The 15,298-nt window shown below is 59.4% G+C and carries 13 protein-coding genes; 11 read left to right on the forward strand and 2 right to left on the reverse strand.

What is annotated here, in order from left to right; all coding sequences use genetic code 11:
* The first annotated feature begins 67 nt into the window (after positions 1-67).
* Together mog and ACUTSC_RS15605 are read left to right on the forward strand one after the other, a co-directional pair.
* On the forward strand, positions 68-655 hold the full coding sequence (gene mog, locus ACUTSC_RS15600) for a molybdopterin adenylyltransferase (protein WP_197767012.1): 588 nt from the start codon (positions 68-70) through the stop codon (positions 653-655).
* Positions 656-779: 124 nt separating this feature from the next.
* Positions 780-2,087 (forward strand): MFS transporter, encoded by a 1,308-nt coding sequence (locus ACUTSC_RS15605; RefSeq protein ID WP_445653429.1) that lies wholly within the window; start codon positions 780-782, stop codon positions 2,085-2,087.
* A gap of 43 nt (positions 2,088-2,130) precedes the next feature.
* Here ACUTSC_RS15605 and satP read toward each other — a convergent pair whose 3' ends face one another.
* Positions 2,131-2,730 carry an acetate uptake transporter gene (satP, locus tag ACUTSC_RS15610; protein ID WP_033652984.1) on the reverse strand — a complete coding sequence of 200 codons (600 nt, stop codon included), beginning with the start codon at positions 2,728-2,730 and terminating at the stop codon, positions 2,131-2,133.
* Between the two features lie 325 nt (positions 2,731-3,055).
* Between satP and dnaK the strand changes: the two genes are divergently transcribed.
* From dnaK to nhaR, 4 genes are all read left to right on the forward strand, one after another.
* Positions 3,056-4,969, forward strand: coding sequence for a molecular chaperone DnaK (dnaK, locus tag ACUTSC_RS15615; protein ID WP_004932972.1), 1,914 nt, complete (start codon positions 3,056-3,058; stop codon positions 4,967-4,969).
* A 106-nt stretch (positions 4,970-5,075) separates the two neighbouring features.
* Complete coding sequence (gene dnaJ / locus ACUTSC_RS15620; protein WP_004932969.1) at positions 5,076-6,200, forward strand: molecular chaperone DnaJ; 1,125 nt, start codon at positions 5,076-5,078, stop codon at positions 6,198-6,200.
* A 236-nt stretch (positions 6,201-6,436) separates the two neighbouring features.
* Positions 6,437-7,603: a Na+/H+ antiporter NhaA gene (gene nhaA, locus ACUTSC_RS15625; protein ID WP_033649145.1), complete on the forward strand. Its 1,167-nt coding sequence runs from the start codon at positions 6,437-6,439 to the stop codon at positions 7,601-7,603.
* Positions 7,604-7,795: 192 nt separating this feature from the next.
* Entirely contained in the window at positions 7,796-8,695 is a 900-nt protein-coding gene (gene nhaR, locus ACUTSC_RS15630; protein WP_004932962.1) for a transcriptional activator NhaR, read from the forward strand.
* 71 nt (positions 8,696-8,766) lie between these two features.
* Here nhaR and rpsT read toward each other — a convergent pair whose 3' ends face one another.
* Positions 8,767-9,030, reverse strand: coding sequence for a 30S ribosomal protein S20 (gene rpsT / locus ACUTSC_RS15635; protein WP_033637053.1), 264 nt, complete (start codon positions 9,028-9,030; stop codon positions 8,767-8,769).
* Positions 9,031-9,420: 390 nt separating this feature from the next.
* On the opposite strand from rpsT, the gene ribF reads away from it, so the two are divergent.
* From ribF to ispH, 5 genes are read left to right on the forward strand one after another with little or no spacing between them, the layout of a single operon-like run.
* Positions 9,421-10,359, forward strand: a complete 939-nt coding sequence (gene ribF / locus ACUTSC_RS15640; protein WP_197767011.1) for a bifunctional riboflavin kinase/FAD synthetase — start codon at positions 9,421-9,423, stop codon at positions 10,357-10,359.
* Positions 10,360-10,391: 32 nt separating this feature from the next.
* Entirely contained in the window at positions 10,392-13,208 is a 2,817-nt protein-coding gene (ileS, locus tag ACUTSC_RS15645; RefSeq protein WP_049198107.1) for an isoleucine--tRNA ligase, read from the forward strand.
* A gap of 13 nt (positions 13,209-13,221) precedes the next feature.
* Positions 13,222-13,731, forward strand: a complete 510-nt coding sequence (gene lspA, locus ACUTSC_RS15650) for a signal peptidase II (protein WP_063991441.1) — start codon at positions 13,222-13,224, stop codon at positions 13,729-13,731.
* Position 13,732: 1 nt separating this feature from the next.
* Complete coding sequence (fkpB, locus tag ACUTSC_RS15655) at positions 13,733-14,203, forward strand: FKBP-type peptidyl-prolyl cis-trans isomerase (protein WP_197767010.1); 471 nt, start codon at positions 13,733-13,735, stop codon at positions 14,201-14,203.
* Complete coding sequence (ispH, locus tag ACUTSC_RS15660) at positions 14,184-15,137, forward strand: 4-hydroxy-3-methylbut-2-enyl diphosphate reductase (protein WP_197767009.1); 954 nt, start codon at positions 14,184-14,186, stop codon at positions 15,135-15,137. Before fkpB ends, ispH begins: the two co-directional genes overlap by 20 nt.
* The last annotated feature ends 161 nt before the right edge of the window (positions 15,138-15,298 follow it).

Raw genomic sequence — 15,298 nt, forward strand, 5'->3', positions numbered from 1 at the left:
CTCTCGGCAATGACAACAGAACGGGAGATGAACCCGTTCGGACCCCATCAGGCTGTAGAGGTTACGCATGGATATTTTACGTATTGGTTTGGTTTCCGTTTCCGACCGCGCTTCCGGCGGCGTTTATCAGGATAAAGGCATCCCGGCGCTGGAAGAGTGGCTGAGCGGCGCGCTGGCGACGCCGTTCAAGCTGGAAACCCGGTTGATCCCCGATGAGCAGACGCAAATTGAACAGACGCTGTGCGAATTGGTGGACGAAATGGGCTGCCATTTGGTGCTGACCACCGGCGGCACCGGGCCGGCGCGCCGCGACGTCACCCCCGATGCCACGCTGGCGATCGCCGATCGCGTGATGCCCGGCTTCGGCGAGCAAATGCGTCAGATCAGCCTACACTATGTGCCAACGGCAATTCTTTCTCGCCAGGTGGGGGCGATCCGCAAACAGGCGCTGATCATCAACCTGCCCGGCCAGCCGAAGTCGATCAAGGAAACGCTGGAAGGGGTAAAGGATGAGCAGGGCAATGCGGTGGTGCACGGCATCTTCGCCAGCGTGCCTTATTGCATTCAACTGCTCGATGGGCCTTACGTCGAAACGCACACCGCGGTGGTAGCAGCATTTCGGCCAAAGAGCGCGCGTCGCGAGATAAACCTCTAAATTTCAGCATTCTGCGAGATCGGCCTCAGCCCGTCTGGTGTGAAAATAATTTGCCGCTATAGTAAGGATTCTTTTACAGAAAGCCTGCGGCTTTTATTTTTACAGCCTTTACCGATGGTGCCCTATGCCTCACGACAATAATCGCCGGCTGAACCGGCAAGACTACAAAACGCTGACGTTGGCCGCGTTGGGCGGCGCGCTGGAGTTTTACGACTTCATCATCTTCGTGTTTTTCGCCGCCGTGGTCGGCGATCTGTTCTTCCCGGCGGACATGCCGGAGTGGCTGCGGCTGGTGCAAACCTTCGGCATCTTTGCCGCCGGCTATCTGGCCCGCCCGCTGGGTGGCATCGTGATGGCGCACTTCGGCGATCTGGTCGGCCGCAAGAAAATGTTTACCCTGAGCATTCTGCTGATGGCGTTGCCGACGCTGGCGATGGGCCTGCTGCCGACCTACGCCAGCATCGGCATCGCTGCGCCGCTGTTGCTGCTGCTGATGCGCGTGCTGCAGGGAGCGGCGATCGGCGGTGAGGTGCCGGGCGCCTGGGTCTTCGTTGCTGAACACGTGCCGCGCCGGCGCATCGGCTTCGCCTGCGGCACGCTGACCGCCGGGCTGACGGTGGGCATCCTGCTGGGGTCGGTGGTGGCGACGGTGATCAATACTACGCTCAGCCCGCAGAGCATCGCCGGCGGCGGCTGGCGCATTCCTTTCCTGTTGGGCGGCATGTTCGGCCTGGTGGCGATGTACCTGCGCCGCTGGCTGCAGGAAACGCCGATCTTCATCGAAATGCAGGCGCGTAAAGCGCTGGCCGAGGAGCTGCCGCTGAAATCGGTGGTGCTCAACCACAAACGGGAAGTGGCGGTGTCGATGCTGCTGACCTGGCTGCTCTCCGCCGGTATCGTGGTGGTGATCCTGATGACCCCGACCTATCTGCAAAAACAGTTCGGCATTGCGCCGGCCTTGACGCTGCAGGCCAACAGCATCGCCACCATCATGCTGATCGCCGGCTGCATCGTCGCCGGTTTGTCGGCCGATCGCTTCGGCGCCAGCAAAACGCTGGTGGTCGGCAGCGTGCTGCTGGCCGGCTGCAGCTGGCTGTTCTATCAAACGGTGGGCGTACGCCCGGAAATGCTGTTCGCCTGCTATGCCCTGGTGGGGTTCAGCGTAGGCGTGGTAGGGGCCGTGCCATACGTGATGGTGCGGGCGTTTCCGGCGGAAGTGCGGTTTACCGGCATCTCATTCTCATATAACGTCTCGTACGCTATTTTTGGCGGTTTAACCCCTATTTTTGTGACGCTGATCATGAAATTGACCCCGTTAGCACCCGCTTACTACGTGTTGGCGCTGTCGCTCATCGGGCTGTTGCTCGGCTTCTACCTGCATCGCGATCTGAACAGCGAAGCCGGGGAGCGGCGAGCCGATTCCTACAGCTAAAAAAAAGCCCTGCACTGCAGGGCTTTTCGTCAGGGAAGGGCGATTACGCCGTGACCGGCGAGGCCGCGACGCGGGCCGGGGCCGGCTCGCCAATCGGCAGCACGGTGCGGCCGTATTGCTCGTTGAGCACTTCGGCCATCGCCAGGTAGATGGCGCTGGCGCCGCAGATGATGCCCTCATAACCGGCGAAGGTCAGCAGCGCGTGGTTGCCGGTGATGTTGCCGACGGCCAGCAGGGCGAACAGCAGCGTGAGGCTGGCGAACACGAACTGCAGCACGCGGTTGGCGCCCAGGGTGCCGAAGAACATGAACAGGGTGAAGACGCCCCACAGCGCCAGGTAGATGCCCAGCACGTGCGCCTCGGTGGCTTCAGCCAGGCCCAGGCGCGGCAGCAGCAGCAGGCCGACCAGGCTCAGCCAGAAGCTGCCGTAGGCGGTGAACGCGGTCATACCGAAGGTGTTGCCCTTCTTGTATTCCAGCAGACCGGCCAGGATCTGGGCCAGGCCGCCGAAGAAAATCCCCATGCTGATGATGGCGGAGTTCAGTGGGAAAAAGCCCGCGTTGTGCAGGTTCAGCAAGACGGTGGTCATCCCGAAGCCCATCAGGCCGAGAGGGCCGGGATTCGCCAACTTGTTGGTGTGCATAAGTCCTCTGCGATAACAGAAAATTAACGGAAACAGCGAAGTAAAATAATAAATGGTCTGAATGGCCAAAAAATCGAAGTTTTCCACCAGAGCGCGCGCATCATAATGATCCCCGCAGCCGGAAACAATGATCTGAATGACGATAAAAAAAAGAAATTTTTTTCGCCTTGCCCCTTGATGCCGGATTGGATGGCCCCATCTTATTTGCAACCGCAGTTGCTAACCGCGGGTCGCACTGAGATATCGGGCAGTTGAAAAGCAAAAAATCGCCCGCATATAGGTTAGCAACCTGACTGATTATGAATTTTTTAGTGGAGACGTTTAGATGGGCAAAATTATTGGTATCGACCTGGGTACTACCAACTCTTGCGTAGCAATTATGGATGGTGCCAAGGCACGCGTGCTGGAAAACGCCGAGGGCGACCGCACCACTCCTTCTATTATCGCATATACCCAGGACGGTGAAACTCTGGTTGGCCAGCCGGCTAAGCGTCAGGCAGTGACCAACCCTGAAAACACCCTGTTCGCCATCAAGCGCCTGATCGGCCGCCGCTTCCAGGATGAAGAAGCGCAGCGCGACAAAGCGATCATGCCGTACAAAATCGTCGAAGCCGACAACGGCGACGCCTGGCTGGAAGTGAAAGGCCAGAAAATGGCTCCGCCGCAGATCTCTGCGGAAGTGCTGAAGAAAATGAAGAAAACGGCGGAAGATTACCTGGGCGAACCGGTAACTGAAGCGGTTATCACCGTACCGGCTTACTTCAACGACGCCCAGCGTCAGGCGACCAAAGACGCCGGCCGCATCGCGGGTCTGGAAGTCAAGCGCATCATCAACGAACCAACCGCTGCGGCCCTGGCCTACGGTCTGGACAAAGAAGTCGGCAACCGCACCATCGCGGTTTATGACCTGGGCGGCGGTACTTTCGATATCTCCATCATCGAAATCGACGACGTTGACGGCGAAAAAACCTTCGAAGTGCTGGCGACCAACGGTGACACCCACTTGGGTGGCGAAGACTTCGACAGCCGTCTGATCAACTACCTGGTGGAAGAGTTCAAGAAAGATCAGGGTATCGATCTGCGCAACGATCCGCTGGCGATGCAGCGTCTGAAAGAAGCCGCTGAGAAAGCGAAGATCGAACTGTCTTCCGCTCAGCAGACCGACGTTAACCTGCCGTACATCACTGCAGACGCGACCGGTCCAAAACACATGAACATCAAAGTGACTCGCGCCAAACTCGAGTCGCTGGTTGAAGATCTGGTTGCACGCTCTATCGAGCCGCTGAAAGTGGCGCTGAAAGACGCAGGCCTGTCGGTTTCCGACATTCAGGACGTGATCCTGGTGGGCGGCCAGACCCGTATGCCAATGGTGCAGAAGAAAGTCGCAGACTTCTTCGGCAAAGAACCGCGTAAAGACGTGAACCCGGACGAAGCGGTTGCCGTAGGCGCTGCGGTACAGGGCGGCGTGTTGGCCGGTGATGTGAAGGACGTTCTGCTGCTGGACGTGACCCCGCTGTCGCTGGGTATCGAAACCATGGGCAGCGTGATGACGCCGCTGATCACCAAAAACACCACAATCCCGACCAAGCACAGCCAGGTGTTCTCTACCGCTGAAGACAACCAGTCTGCGGTAACCATCCACGTGCTGCAGGGTGAGCGTAAGCGCGCCAGCGATAACAAATCTCTGGGCCAGTTCAACCTGGACGGCATTCAGGCGGCACCGCGCGGCATGGCGCAGATCGAAGTGACCTTCGATATCGATGCAGACGGCATCCTGCACGTGTCTGCCAAAGACAAGAACACCGGTCGTGAGCAGAAGATCACCATCAAGGCATCTTCTGGCCTGAACGAAGACGAAATCCAGAAAATGGTGCGCGACGCCGAGCTGAATGCTGAAGCCGACCGCAAGTTCGAAGAGCTGGTACAGACTCGTAACCAGGCGGATCACCTGATCCACGGCACTCGCAAGCAGTTGGAAGAAGCGGGCGACAAACTGCCGGCGGAAGATAAAACGGCGATCGAAGCGGCGCTGAAAGATCTGGAAGCGGCGGTGAAAGGCGAAGATAAAGCCGAGATCGAAGCGAAGACTCAGGCTCTGGTGCAGGTTTCCGGCAAACTGCTGGAAATGGCTCAGGCGCAGCAGGCTCAGCAGGGTGCTGACGCCGGCGCGGACAACGCGGCGCAGAAAGACGACGACGTGGTTGATGCCGAGTTCGAAGAAGTTAAAGACAAAAAATAATCGCCCTTAAGCGGGCACGGGGCGGCTGAGGTGCCGCTCCCGGAAACCAGCACGGGCGTCGAGGCAACTCTGCGCCCGTGCACGCATGTTAAGGGTAAGCGAAAGAATGGCGAAGAAAGACTATTACGAGATTCTCGGCGTCAGCAAGACGGCGGATGAACGTGAGATCAAAAAGGCGTACAAACGCCTGGCGATGAAATACCATCCTGACCGCAACCAGGAGCAAGACGCCGAAACCAAGTTTAAAGAAGTTAAAGAAGCTTACGAAGTCCTGACCGACGACCAGAAACGCGCAGCCTACGATCAGTACGGGCACGCGGCCTTTGAACAGGGCGGTATGGGCGGCGGCGGCTTTGGCGGCGGTGCTGACTTCAGCGATATCTTTGGCGACGTGTTTGGCGACATCTTCGGCGGAGGCCGCCGTCAGCGCGCCAGCCGCGGTTCCGATCTGCGCTATAACATGGAGCTGACCCTCGAGGAAGCGGTACGTGGCGTCACCAAAGAGATCCGCATCCCGACGCTGGAAGAGTGCGACGTCTGCCACGGCAGCGGCGCCAAGCCGGGCAGCTCGCCGGTAACCTGCCCAACCTGTCACGGCCAGGGCCAGGTGCAGATGCGTCAGGGCTTCTTCACCGTGCAGCAGGCGTGTCCGCACTGCCATGGCCGCGGCCAGATCATCAAAGATCCGTGCAACAAGTGCCACGGCCACGGCCGGGTAGAAAAATCCAAAACGCTGTCGGTGAAAATTCCGGCCGGCGTCGATACCGGCGACCGCATCCGCCTGGCGGGTGAAGGCGAAGCCGGCGAGCACGGCGCACCGGCGGGCGATCTGTACGTTCAGGTGCAGGTGAAGGCGCACCCGATCTTCGAGCGCGAAGGCAACAACCTGTACTGTGAGGTGCCGATCAACTTCGCCATGGCGGCGCTGGGCGGCGAGATCGAAGTGCCGACGCTGGACGGCCGGGTAAAACTGAAGGTGCCTTCAGAGACCCAAACCGGCAAACTGTTCCGCATGCGCGGCAAGGGCGTGAAATCGGTGCGTGGCGGCAGCCAGGGCGACCTGCTGTGCCGTGTAGTGGTGGAAACCCCGGTCAATCTGAACGACAAGCAGAAGCAGCTGCTGCGTGAGTTGGAAGAGAGCCTGGGCGGCCCGTCCGGCGACAAGAACAGCCCGCGTTCGAAGAGCTTCTTCGACGGAGTGAAAAAGTTCTTTGACGACCTGACTCGCTAACCTGCTGTTTCTTTTGGTTTATGTTGGAACCCCGGGCGCCTGTCCCGGGGTTTTTATTTACTCGCCACAACGCTAATTCCCTAATAATAATGTGATTTATTCGTGCTTTTGATCGGTTTTTTCGAGTTATTTAGCATTTATAAACTTATTTTTTCGAACTAAAACGCCCTCTATACTCACTTCATGACTGTGGTTCGCAGGGCGCTACGTCCTGCACAGATTTGGAGAGACGTACTGTGACCAACATCATTCGTCAATTTTTACGTCAGGAAGCCGCGGGCGGCATCATTCTGATCGCCGCGGCGATCGTCGCCCTGATCATGGCCAACACCCCGGCGCAGGGGATCTATCAGGCATTCCTTAACCTGCCGGTGATGGTGAAGATTGCTTCGCTGGAGATCGCCAAGCCGCTGCTGCTGTGGATCAACGATGGCCTGATGGCCATCTTCTTCCTGGTGGTGGGGCTCGAGGTCAAGCGCGAGCTGATGCAGGGCTCGCTGTCCGGGCGCGACAAGGCGGTGTTTCCGGCGATCGCCGCGCTGGGCGGCATGCTGGCGCCGGCGCTGATTTATTTGCTGTTCAACGGCGCGGATGAAGTCACCCGCCAGGGCTGGGCGATCCCGGCCGCGACCGATATCGCCTTCGCGCTGGGCGTAATGGCGCTGCTGGGCAACCGCGTGCCGACCAGCCTGAAAGTGTTCCTGTTGGCGTTGGCGATCATCGATGACCTGGGCGTGATTATCATCATCGCGCTGTTCTACACCCACGAAGTGTCGATGGTGGCGCTGGGCGTGGCGGCGGCGGCGACGGTGCTGCTGGCGGTGATGAACTGGCGCGGCGTGGGTAAAACCTCGCTGTATATGATGGTCGGCCTGGTGTTGTGGGTCGCGATCCTCAAGTCCGGGGTGCACGCGACGCTGGCCGGGGTGATCGTCGGCTTTATGATCCCGCTGAACGTCAAGAAGGGGCCGTCGCCGTCGGAAACGCTGGAGCATGAGCTGCACCCTTGGGTCGCATTTATGATCCTGCCGCTGTTCGCTTTCGCCAACGCCGGGGTCTCTTTGCAGGGCGTATCGCTGGAAGGATTGACGTCGCTGCTGCCGGTAGGGATTGCGGCCGGGCTGTTTATCGGCAAGCCGCTGGGGATTTTCCTCTTCAGCCTGCTGGCGGTGAAAATGGGCATCGCTCGCTTGCCTGAGGGGATCGGTTTCAAACAGGTGTTTGCCGTTTCGGTGCTGTGTGGTATTGGTTTCACCATGTCGATTTTCATCGCCTCGTTGGCGTTCGGCGATGCGGATGCGGCGCTCAGCACCTATTCCCGTCTGGGGATCCTGTTGGGCTCCACCGCGGCGGCGGTGGTAGGGTATGGATTGCTGCGTCTGGCGTTGCCGCGCGTGCGTTAATCCTGAATGTGCCCGGTAAGGGCACATAATAAAATGGCTGGTCGGAGCTGTGCGGTATAAAATATGTGCAGCTTCGGCCGTTCTTCGTTGGGACTAATGGGGCTATACGTTGTCTGAAGCAGGGAAAGGAAGTTTGTCGCTCGTCACGGCACACCGTTTGCCGCTGCGAAACGTTGTTAAGGAGAGCCGCTCGTGAGGATGTCGCATATCAACTTTAATCACCTTTACTATTTCTGGCAGGTCTGCAAGGCCGGTTCCGTGGTCGGTGCCGCCGAAGCGTTGTTTTTGACGCCACAGACCATCACCGGCCAGATCAAAGCGCTGGAAGAGCGGTTGGACGGCAAGCTGTTCAAACGCCAGGGGCGCGGGTTGGTGCCTTCGGAGCTGGGGCAGCTGGTGTTCCGCTATGCCGATAAGATGTTTATGCTCAGCCAGGAAATGCTGGATATCGTCAACTACCGCAAAGAGTCGAACCTGCTGTTCGACGTCGGCGTGGCGGACGCGCTGTCGAAGCGTCTGGTCAGCCAGGTGTTGGAAACGGCGGTAGTGGTGGACAACGAACAGATCCACCTGCGCTGTTTTGAATCGACGCACGAGATGCTGTTGGAGCAGCTCAGCCAGCACAAGCTGGATATGATCCTGTCGGATTGCCCGGTGGACTCCAGCCAGCAGGAAGGATTGTTCTCGCTGAAGCTGGGCGAGTGCGGCATCAGCTTCTTCTGTCGCCAGCCGGCGCCGGAGCTGCCGTTCCCGGCTTGTCTGGAACAGCGCAAACTGCTGATCCCCGGCCGCCGCTCGATGCTGGGGCGCAAGCTGCTCAACTGGTTCAATACGCAGGGCATTCAGGTGGAGATTTTGGGCGAGTTCGACGACGCGGCGCTGATGAAGGCCTTCGGCATGTATCACAATGCGATTTTCGTGGCGCCGACGCTGTATGCGCAGGATACCTATAACGATGACAACGTGGTGGAGATTGGGCGCATCGACAGCGTGCAGGAGGAGTATTACATCATCTTCGCCGAGCGCATGATCCAGCATCCGGCGGTGCAGCGCGTATGCAACAAAGATTTTTCGGCGCTGTTTTCCTGCTAGTGGTTCACTGAACGCAGGGCGTAAAAAAACCGGCCTGAGCCGGTTTTTTTATCAAGCAGATAACGAAATGCTTATTGCATTGCGTTGATGCGTGCAGTCAGGTTTGACTTATGACGCGCTGCTTTGTTTTTGTGGATCAGGCCTTTAGCTGCCTGACGGTCCACCAGTGGCTGCATTACCAGGAATGCAGTTTGTGCTGCTTCTTTGTCGCCAGCTGCGATAGCTGCGTCTACCTTCTTGATGAAGGTACGCACCATTGAGCGACGGCTAGCGTTATGCTTGCGGCGTTTCTCAGACTGTACGGCGCGTTTCTTAGCTGATTTGATATTAGCCAAGGTCCAACTCCCAAATATATTCTATTGAGGACAATTCAAAGGCCGAGGAATATGCCCTTTTAGCCTTCGTTTGTCAATGGATTTGTGCAAATAAGCGCCGTTTGTACAGGCGGCACTCGCTACGTTGTGATGGCGCAGGATTTTACCAGCTTCGCTCTTGGGAATACAGTGTTTCGCGAGAAAATTCGCCAATGTTTTGCCGCGGCGGATGCAAGCCGTTGGCCGCGGTCGAGAATCGGCCCGGCGGCACCGGATAAACTGCGGCGAAGCCGTTTCACGCGCAGATTATCTCCGGTATGGTATGTCTATTACATAAAGGCACCAATCGCGGGTTAACCTTACCGGCTGTACAAGGTATAATCCGCCGATTTCCACTGTTTTGAGCCAGCTATGGAGCTAATTCGCGGCATTCACAATATCCGGGCGCGCCACCATGGTTGCGTGCTCACCATCGGCAACTTCGACGGCGTGCATCGCGGTCATCAGGCGTTGCTGGAGCAGTTGAAGCAAGAAGGGCAACGCCTCGGGCTGCCGGTGATGGTTATGATCTTTGAGCCGCAGCCGCTGGAGATGTTCGCCGCAGACAAGGCGCCGGCCCGTTTGACGCGCCTGCGCGACAAGGCCAACTACCTGGCGCAGGCGGGCGTCGATTACCTGCTGTGCGTCAAGTTCGATCCGCGTTTTGCCGCCAACACCGCACAGGCGTTCGTCGCCGAGCTGCTGGTGGAAAAACTGGGCGTCAAATTCCTGATGGTGGGGGATGATTTTCGCTTTGGCGCCGGGCGCCAGGGCGATTTCCCGCTATTGCAGCAGGCCGGAAAAGAGTACGGCTTCGAAGTGGTTAGCACCCCGACCTTCCGTGAAGGCGAACGGCGCATCAGCAGCACCGCGATCCGCACCGCGCTGAGCGAGGACGATCTGCCGCTGGCGGAGACTCTGCTGGGCCACCCGTACAGCATTTCCGGGCGCGTGGTGCACGGCGACGAGCTGGGCCGCACCATCGGCTTCCCGACCGCCAACCTGCCGCTCAAGCGCCTGGTGGCGCCGGTGAAGGGGGTGTATGCGGTGGAAGTGTACGGCCTGGGGCCGCAGCCGCTGCCGGGCGTGGCCAATATCGGTACTCGCCCGACCGTCGCCGGCGTGCGCCAGCAGCTGGAAGTGCATCTGCTGGATGTCACAATGGATCTTTACGGGCGCCATATTGAGGTGGTGCTCCGCGCAAAATTGCGCAATGAACAACGGTTTGCTTCGCTCGATGCCCTGAAGCAGCAAATCGCCAATGATGTGGTGACGGCCCGGAAGTTCTTCGGGCTACAGACACCGGTTTAATCTCTATAGCCGAAAACGGAACCGAGAATCTAATGAGTGACTACAAGAATACCCTGAACTTGCCGGAAACAGGGTTCCCGATGCGCGGCGATCTCGCCAAGCGCGAACCTGGCATGCTGCAACGTTGGTATGAACAGGATCTGTACGGGATTATTCGTACTGCCAAAAAGGGCAAAAAAACCTTCATTTTGCATGACGGCCCTCCGTATGCGAACGGCAGCATTCACATTGGTCACTCGGTTAACAAGATTCTCAAAGACATTATCATCAAGTCGAAAGGGATGGCCGGCTTCGACTCGCCTTATGTGCCGGGTTGGGACTGCCACGGCCTGCCTATCGAACTGAAGGTTGAACAGCTGTACGGCAAACCGGGCGAGAAGCTGACGGCGGCCGAGTTTCGCCAGAAGTGCCGCGAGTACGCGGCCGAGCAGGTTGAAGGCCAGAAGAAGGACTTCATCCGCCTGGGCGTGCTGGGCGACTGGGATCGCCCGTACCTGACCATGGACTTCAAAACCGAAGCCAACATCATCCGCGCGCTGGGCAAGATCATCAGCAACGGCCACCTGCTGAAAGGCGCCAAGCCGGTTCACTGGTGCACCGACTGCGGATCGTCGCTGGCGGAAGCGGAAGTGGAGTACTACGACAAGACTTCGCCGTCGATCGACGTGAGCTTCCATGCGGCCGACGCGGCTGCCGTGGCGGCCAAGTTCGGCGTGAGCAACTTCAGTGGTGCCATCTCCCTGGTTATCTGGACCACCACCCCGTGGACCCTGCCGGCCAACCGTGCGATCTCGCTGCATCCGGACTTCACCTATCAGCTGGTGCAGGTTGACGGTCAGTGCCTGATCCTGGCGGCCGAGCTGGTGGAAAGCGTGATGAAACGCGCCGGCATCACCGAATGGACGGTGCTGGGCAGCTGCAAAGGCGCCGATCTGGAACTGCTGCGCTTCAAACATCCGTTCATGGACTTCGACGTGCCGGCGATCCTCGGCGAGCACGTGACGCTGGACGCCGGTACCGGTGCGGTGCACACCGCGCCAGGCCACGGCCCGGACGACTTCGTGATCGGCCAGAAATACGGCCTGGAAGTGGCCAACCCGGTAGGGCCGAACGGCTGCTACCTGACCGGTACCTACCCGCTGCTGGACGGCAAGTTCGTCTTCAAGGCCAACGATCTGATCGTCGACCTGCTGCGTGAGAAAGGCGCACTGCTGCACGTCGAGAAGTTCCTGCACAGCTACCCGTGCTGCTGGCGCCACAAGACGCCGATCATCTTCCGCGCCACGCCGCAATGGTTCGTCAGCATGGATCAGAAAGGCCTGCGTCAGCAGTCGCTGGAAGAGATCAAAGGCGTGCAGTGGATCCCGGATTGGGGCCAGGCGCGCATCGAAATGATGGTGGCCAACCGCCCGGACTGGTGTATCTCGCGTCAGCGCACCTGGGGCGTGCCGATGTCGCTGTTCGTGCATAAAGAAACCGAGCAGCTGCACCCGCGCACCGTTGAGCTGATGGAAGAAGTGGCCAAGCGCGTCGAGCAAGACGGCATTCAGGCCTGGTGGGATCTGGACGCGGCCGATATCCTCGGCGCGGAAGCCGCCGACTATGTGAAAGTGCCGGATACGCTGGACGTGTGGTTCGATTCCGGTTCCACCCACGCTTCGGTGGTCGACGTGCGTCCTGAGTTCCAGGGCCACAGCGCCGACATGTATCTGGAAGGCTCCGACCAACACCGCGGCTGGTTCATGTCATCGCTGATGATTTCCACCGCGATGAAGGGCAAGGCGCCTTACAAGGAAGTGCTGACCCACGGCTTCACCGTCGACGGCCAGGGCCGCAAGATGTCCAAGTCGATCGGCAACACCGTCAGCCCGCAGGACGTGATGAACAAGCTGGGCGGCGACATTCTGCGTCTGTGGGTGGCGTCGACCGATTACACCGGCGAGATCGCGGTGTCCGACGAGATCCTCAAGCGTTCCGCCGACTCTTACCGCCGCATCCGCAACACCGCGCGCTTCCTGCTGGCCAACCTGAACGGGTTCGAGCCGAGCACCGACTGCGTGGCGCCGGAAGACATGGTGGTGCTGGATCGCTGGGCGGTCGGCCGTGCGCTGGCGGCGCAGCAGGATATCGAGCAGGCTTACGCCAACTATGATTTCCATGAAGTGGTGCAGCGTCTGATGCAGTTCTGTTCGGTCGAGATGGGCTCCTTCTATCTGGATATCATCAAGGATCGTCAGTACACCGCGAAGAGCGACAGCGTCGCCCGTCGCAGCTGCCAGACCGCGCTGTATCACATCGTGGAAGCGCTGGTGCGCTGGATGGCGCCGATCATGTCGTTCACTGCGGACGAGATCTGGGGCTTCATGCCGGGCAAACGCGCGCAGTACGTGTTCACCGAAGAGTGGTACGACGGCCTGTTCGGGCTGGCGGAAGGCGAGCCGATGAACGACGCTTTCTGGGCCGAGCTGCTGAAAGTACGCGGCGAAGTGAACAAGGTGCTGGAGCAGGCGCGTGCCGACAAGCGCCTCGGCGGTTCGCTGGAAGCGGCGGTAACGCTGTATGCCGACAGCGAGCTGGCGGCGCGCCTGAACAGCCTGCAGGATGAGCTGCGCTTCGTGCTGCTGACCTCTGCGGCAAGCGTTGCGCCATTGGCGGATGCGCCGGCCGACGCGCAGGCTTCCGAGCTGCTGAAAGGGCTGAAGATCGCCTTCAGCACGGCACCGGGTGAGAAGTGCCCGCGCTGCTGGCATTACACCACCGATATCGGCCTGGTGGCGGAACACGCAGACATCTGCGGCCGCTGTGTGAGCAACGTCGCCGGTGACGGCGAGAAGCGTAACTTTGCCTGAGAACTCGCGCCTGATGAGTAAATCAATTTGTTCGACCGGCCTGCGTTGGCTGTGGGTTGTGGTGGCGGTGCTGGCGCTGGATTTCGGCAGCAAGCAGTGGATCCTCGCTAACTTTACGCTGGGCCAGTCCCAGCCGTTGATCCCGTCGTTCAACCTGTTTTACGCGCGCAACTACGGCGCTGCGTTCAGCTTCCTCGCCGACCATGGCGGCTGGCAGCGCTGGTTCTTCGCCGGCATCGCCATCGCCATCGTTGCGGTGCTGCTGGTGATGATGTACCGCAGCGCGGCGCAGCAGAAGCTGAACAACATCGCCTACGCCTTTATTATCGGCGGGGCGTTGGGCAATCTGTTCGATCGCCTGTGGCACGGTTTCGTGGTCGATTTCATCGACTTCTACGTCGGTGACTGGCACTACCCGACTTTCAATCTGGCGGACAGCTTCATCTGCGTGGGCGCGGCGATGATCGTGCTGGAAGGTTTCCTGTCGCCGGCGAACAAAGGCGCAAAGAGTAAAGGTGAGTAATATGACGGCTCAGGTTATCAGTGACAGCGCGGTGCTGGTTCACTTTACGCTGAAACTGGAAGACGGTTCGACCGCCGAATCCACCCGCAACAGCGGCAAACCGGCGCTGTTCCGCCTGGGTGACGGCAGCCTGTCGGCGCCGCTGGAAGCGCAGCTGCTCGGCCTGCGCGCGGGCGATAAGTGCGCCTTTACCCTGCAGCCGGAAGCGGCGTTCGGCGCGGAGAACCCGGATCTGGTCCAGTTCTTCTCGCGCCGCGACTTCGCGGACACCGGCGTGCCGGACGTGGGCACCATCATGCTGTTTACCGCCATCGACGGCAGTGAAATGCCCGGCGTGGTGCGTGCGGTGGCGGAGGATTCGATCACCGTCGATTTTAACCATCCGCTGGCGGGCCATCCGGTGACCTTCGACATTGAAGTGCTGGAGATCGATCCGCAGCAGGAGGAGACGCATGCAAATATTGCTGGCTAACCCGCGCGGTTTCTGCGCCGGGGTTGATCGTGCGATCAGCATCGTTGAACGCGCGCTGGAATTGTATGGCGCGCCGATCTACGTGCGGCATGAAGTGGTGCACAACCGCTACGTGGTCGACAGCCTGCGTGAGCGCGGCGCCGTGTTTATCGAAGAGATCGCCGAGGTGCCGGACGGCTCTATCCTGATCTTCTCGGCGCACGGCGTTTCTCAGGCGGTGCGCGCCGAAGCCAAGGCGCGCGATCTGACCATGCTGTTCGACGCCACTTGCCCGCTGGTGACCAAGGTGCATATGGAAGTGGCGCGCGCCAGCCGCCGTGGCACCGAAGCGATCCTGATCGGCCACGCCGGGCATCCGGAAGTGGAGGGCACCATGGGCCAGTACAGCAACCCGAAGGGCGGCATGTATCTGGTCGAATCGCCGGAAGACGTGTGGAAGCTGCAGGTGAAAGACGAAAACAACCTGTGCTTCATGACGCAGACCACGCTGTCGGTTGATGATACCTCGGACGTGATCGACGCGCTGCGTCAGCGCTTCCCGAGCATTATCGGCCCGCGCAAGGATGATATTTGCTACGCCACCACCAACCGTCAGGAAGCGGTGCGTAACCTGGCCGGCGATGCGGACGTGGTACTGGTGGTGGGGTCGAAGAACTCCTCCAACTCCAACCGTCTGGCGGAACTGGCGCAGCGGGTCGGCAAACCGGCTTATCTGATCGATTCGGCGGCGGATATTCAGGAAGGCTGGCTGAGCGGGGCGCGCCATATCGGCGTTACCGCCGGTGCCTCAGCGCCGGACGTGCTGGTGCAGGAGGTGATCTCTCGCCTGAAAGCGCTGGGGGGCCTGGACGTGCATGAAATCAGCGGGCGTGAAGAGAACATCGTGTTTGAAGTGCCTAAAGAGCTGCGCGTGGATGTTCGGCAGATAGACTGACCTACGCCGGTGGATGACAACGGGGAGCTTAGGCTTCCCGTTTTTTTTGGAAAGCGTGCCGCATAAAAAAATAATACTCCATGCATATTCAAATTTTCTGCTAACTAAAGTCAAATTTATTCTGAGTATTTGAAGTAACGTCGGTGTGATTAATTATATAG

The organism is Serratia sp. TSA_105.2, from assembly GCF_052692115.1.

What these genes read in the sequence shown, in the direction of transcription:
- fkpB (WP_197767010.1), top strand. Translation starts at nt 13,733, where the DNA reads ATGACGGCTCAGGTTATCAGTGACAGCGCGGTGCTGGTTCACTTTACG.
- ileS (WP_049198107.1), top strand. Translation starts at nt 10,392, where the DNA reads ATGAGTGACTACAAGAATACCCTGAACTTGCCGGAAACAGGGTTCCCG.
- satP (WP_033652984.1), bottom strand. Translation starts at nt 2,730, where the DNA reads ATGCACACCAACAAGTTGGCGAATCCCGGCCCTCTCGGCCTGATGGGC.
- lspA (WP_063991441.1), top strand. Translation starts at nt 13,222, where the DNA reads ATGAGTAAATCAATTTGTTCGACCGGCCTGCGTTGGCTGTGGGTTGTG.
- ACUTSC_RS15605 (WP_445653429.1), top strand. Translation starts at nt 780, where the DNA reads ATGCCTCACGACAATAATCGCCGGCTGAACCGGCAAGACTACAAAACG.
- ispH (WP_197767009.1), top strand. Translation starts at nt 14,184, where the DNA reads ATGCAAATATTGCTGGCTAACCCGCGCGGTTTCTGCGCCGGGGTTGAT.
- dnaK (WP_004932972.1), top strand. Translation starts at nt 3,056, where the DNA reads ATGGGCAAAATTATTGGTATCGACCTGGGTACTACCAACTCTTGCGTA.
- mog (WP_197767012.1), top strand. Translation starts at nt 68, where the DNA reads ATGGATATTTTACGTATTGGTTTGGTTTCCGTTTCCGACCGCGCTTCC.
- ribF (WP_197767011.1), top strand. Translation starts at nt 9,421, where the DNA reads ATGGAGCTAATTCGCGGCATTCACAATATCCGGGCGCGCCACCATGGT.
- dnaJ (WP_004932969.1), top strand. Translation starts at nt 5,076, where the DNA reads ATGGCGAAGAAAGACTATTACGAGATTCTCGGCGTCAGCAAGACGGCG.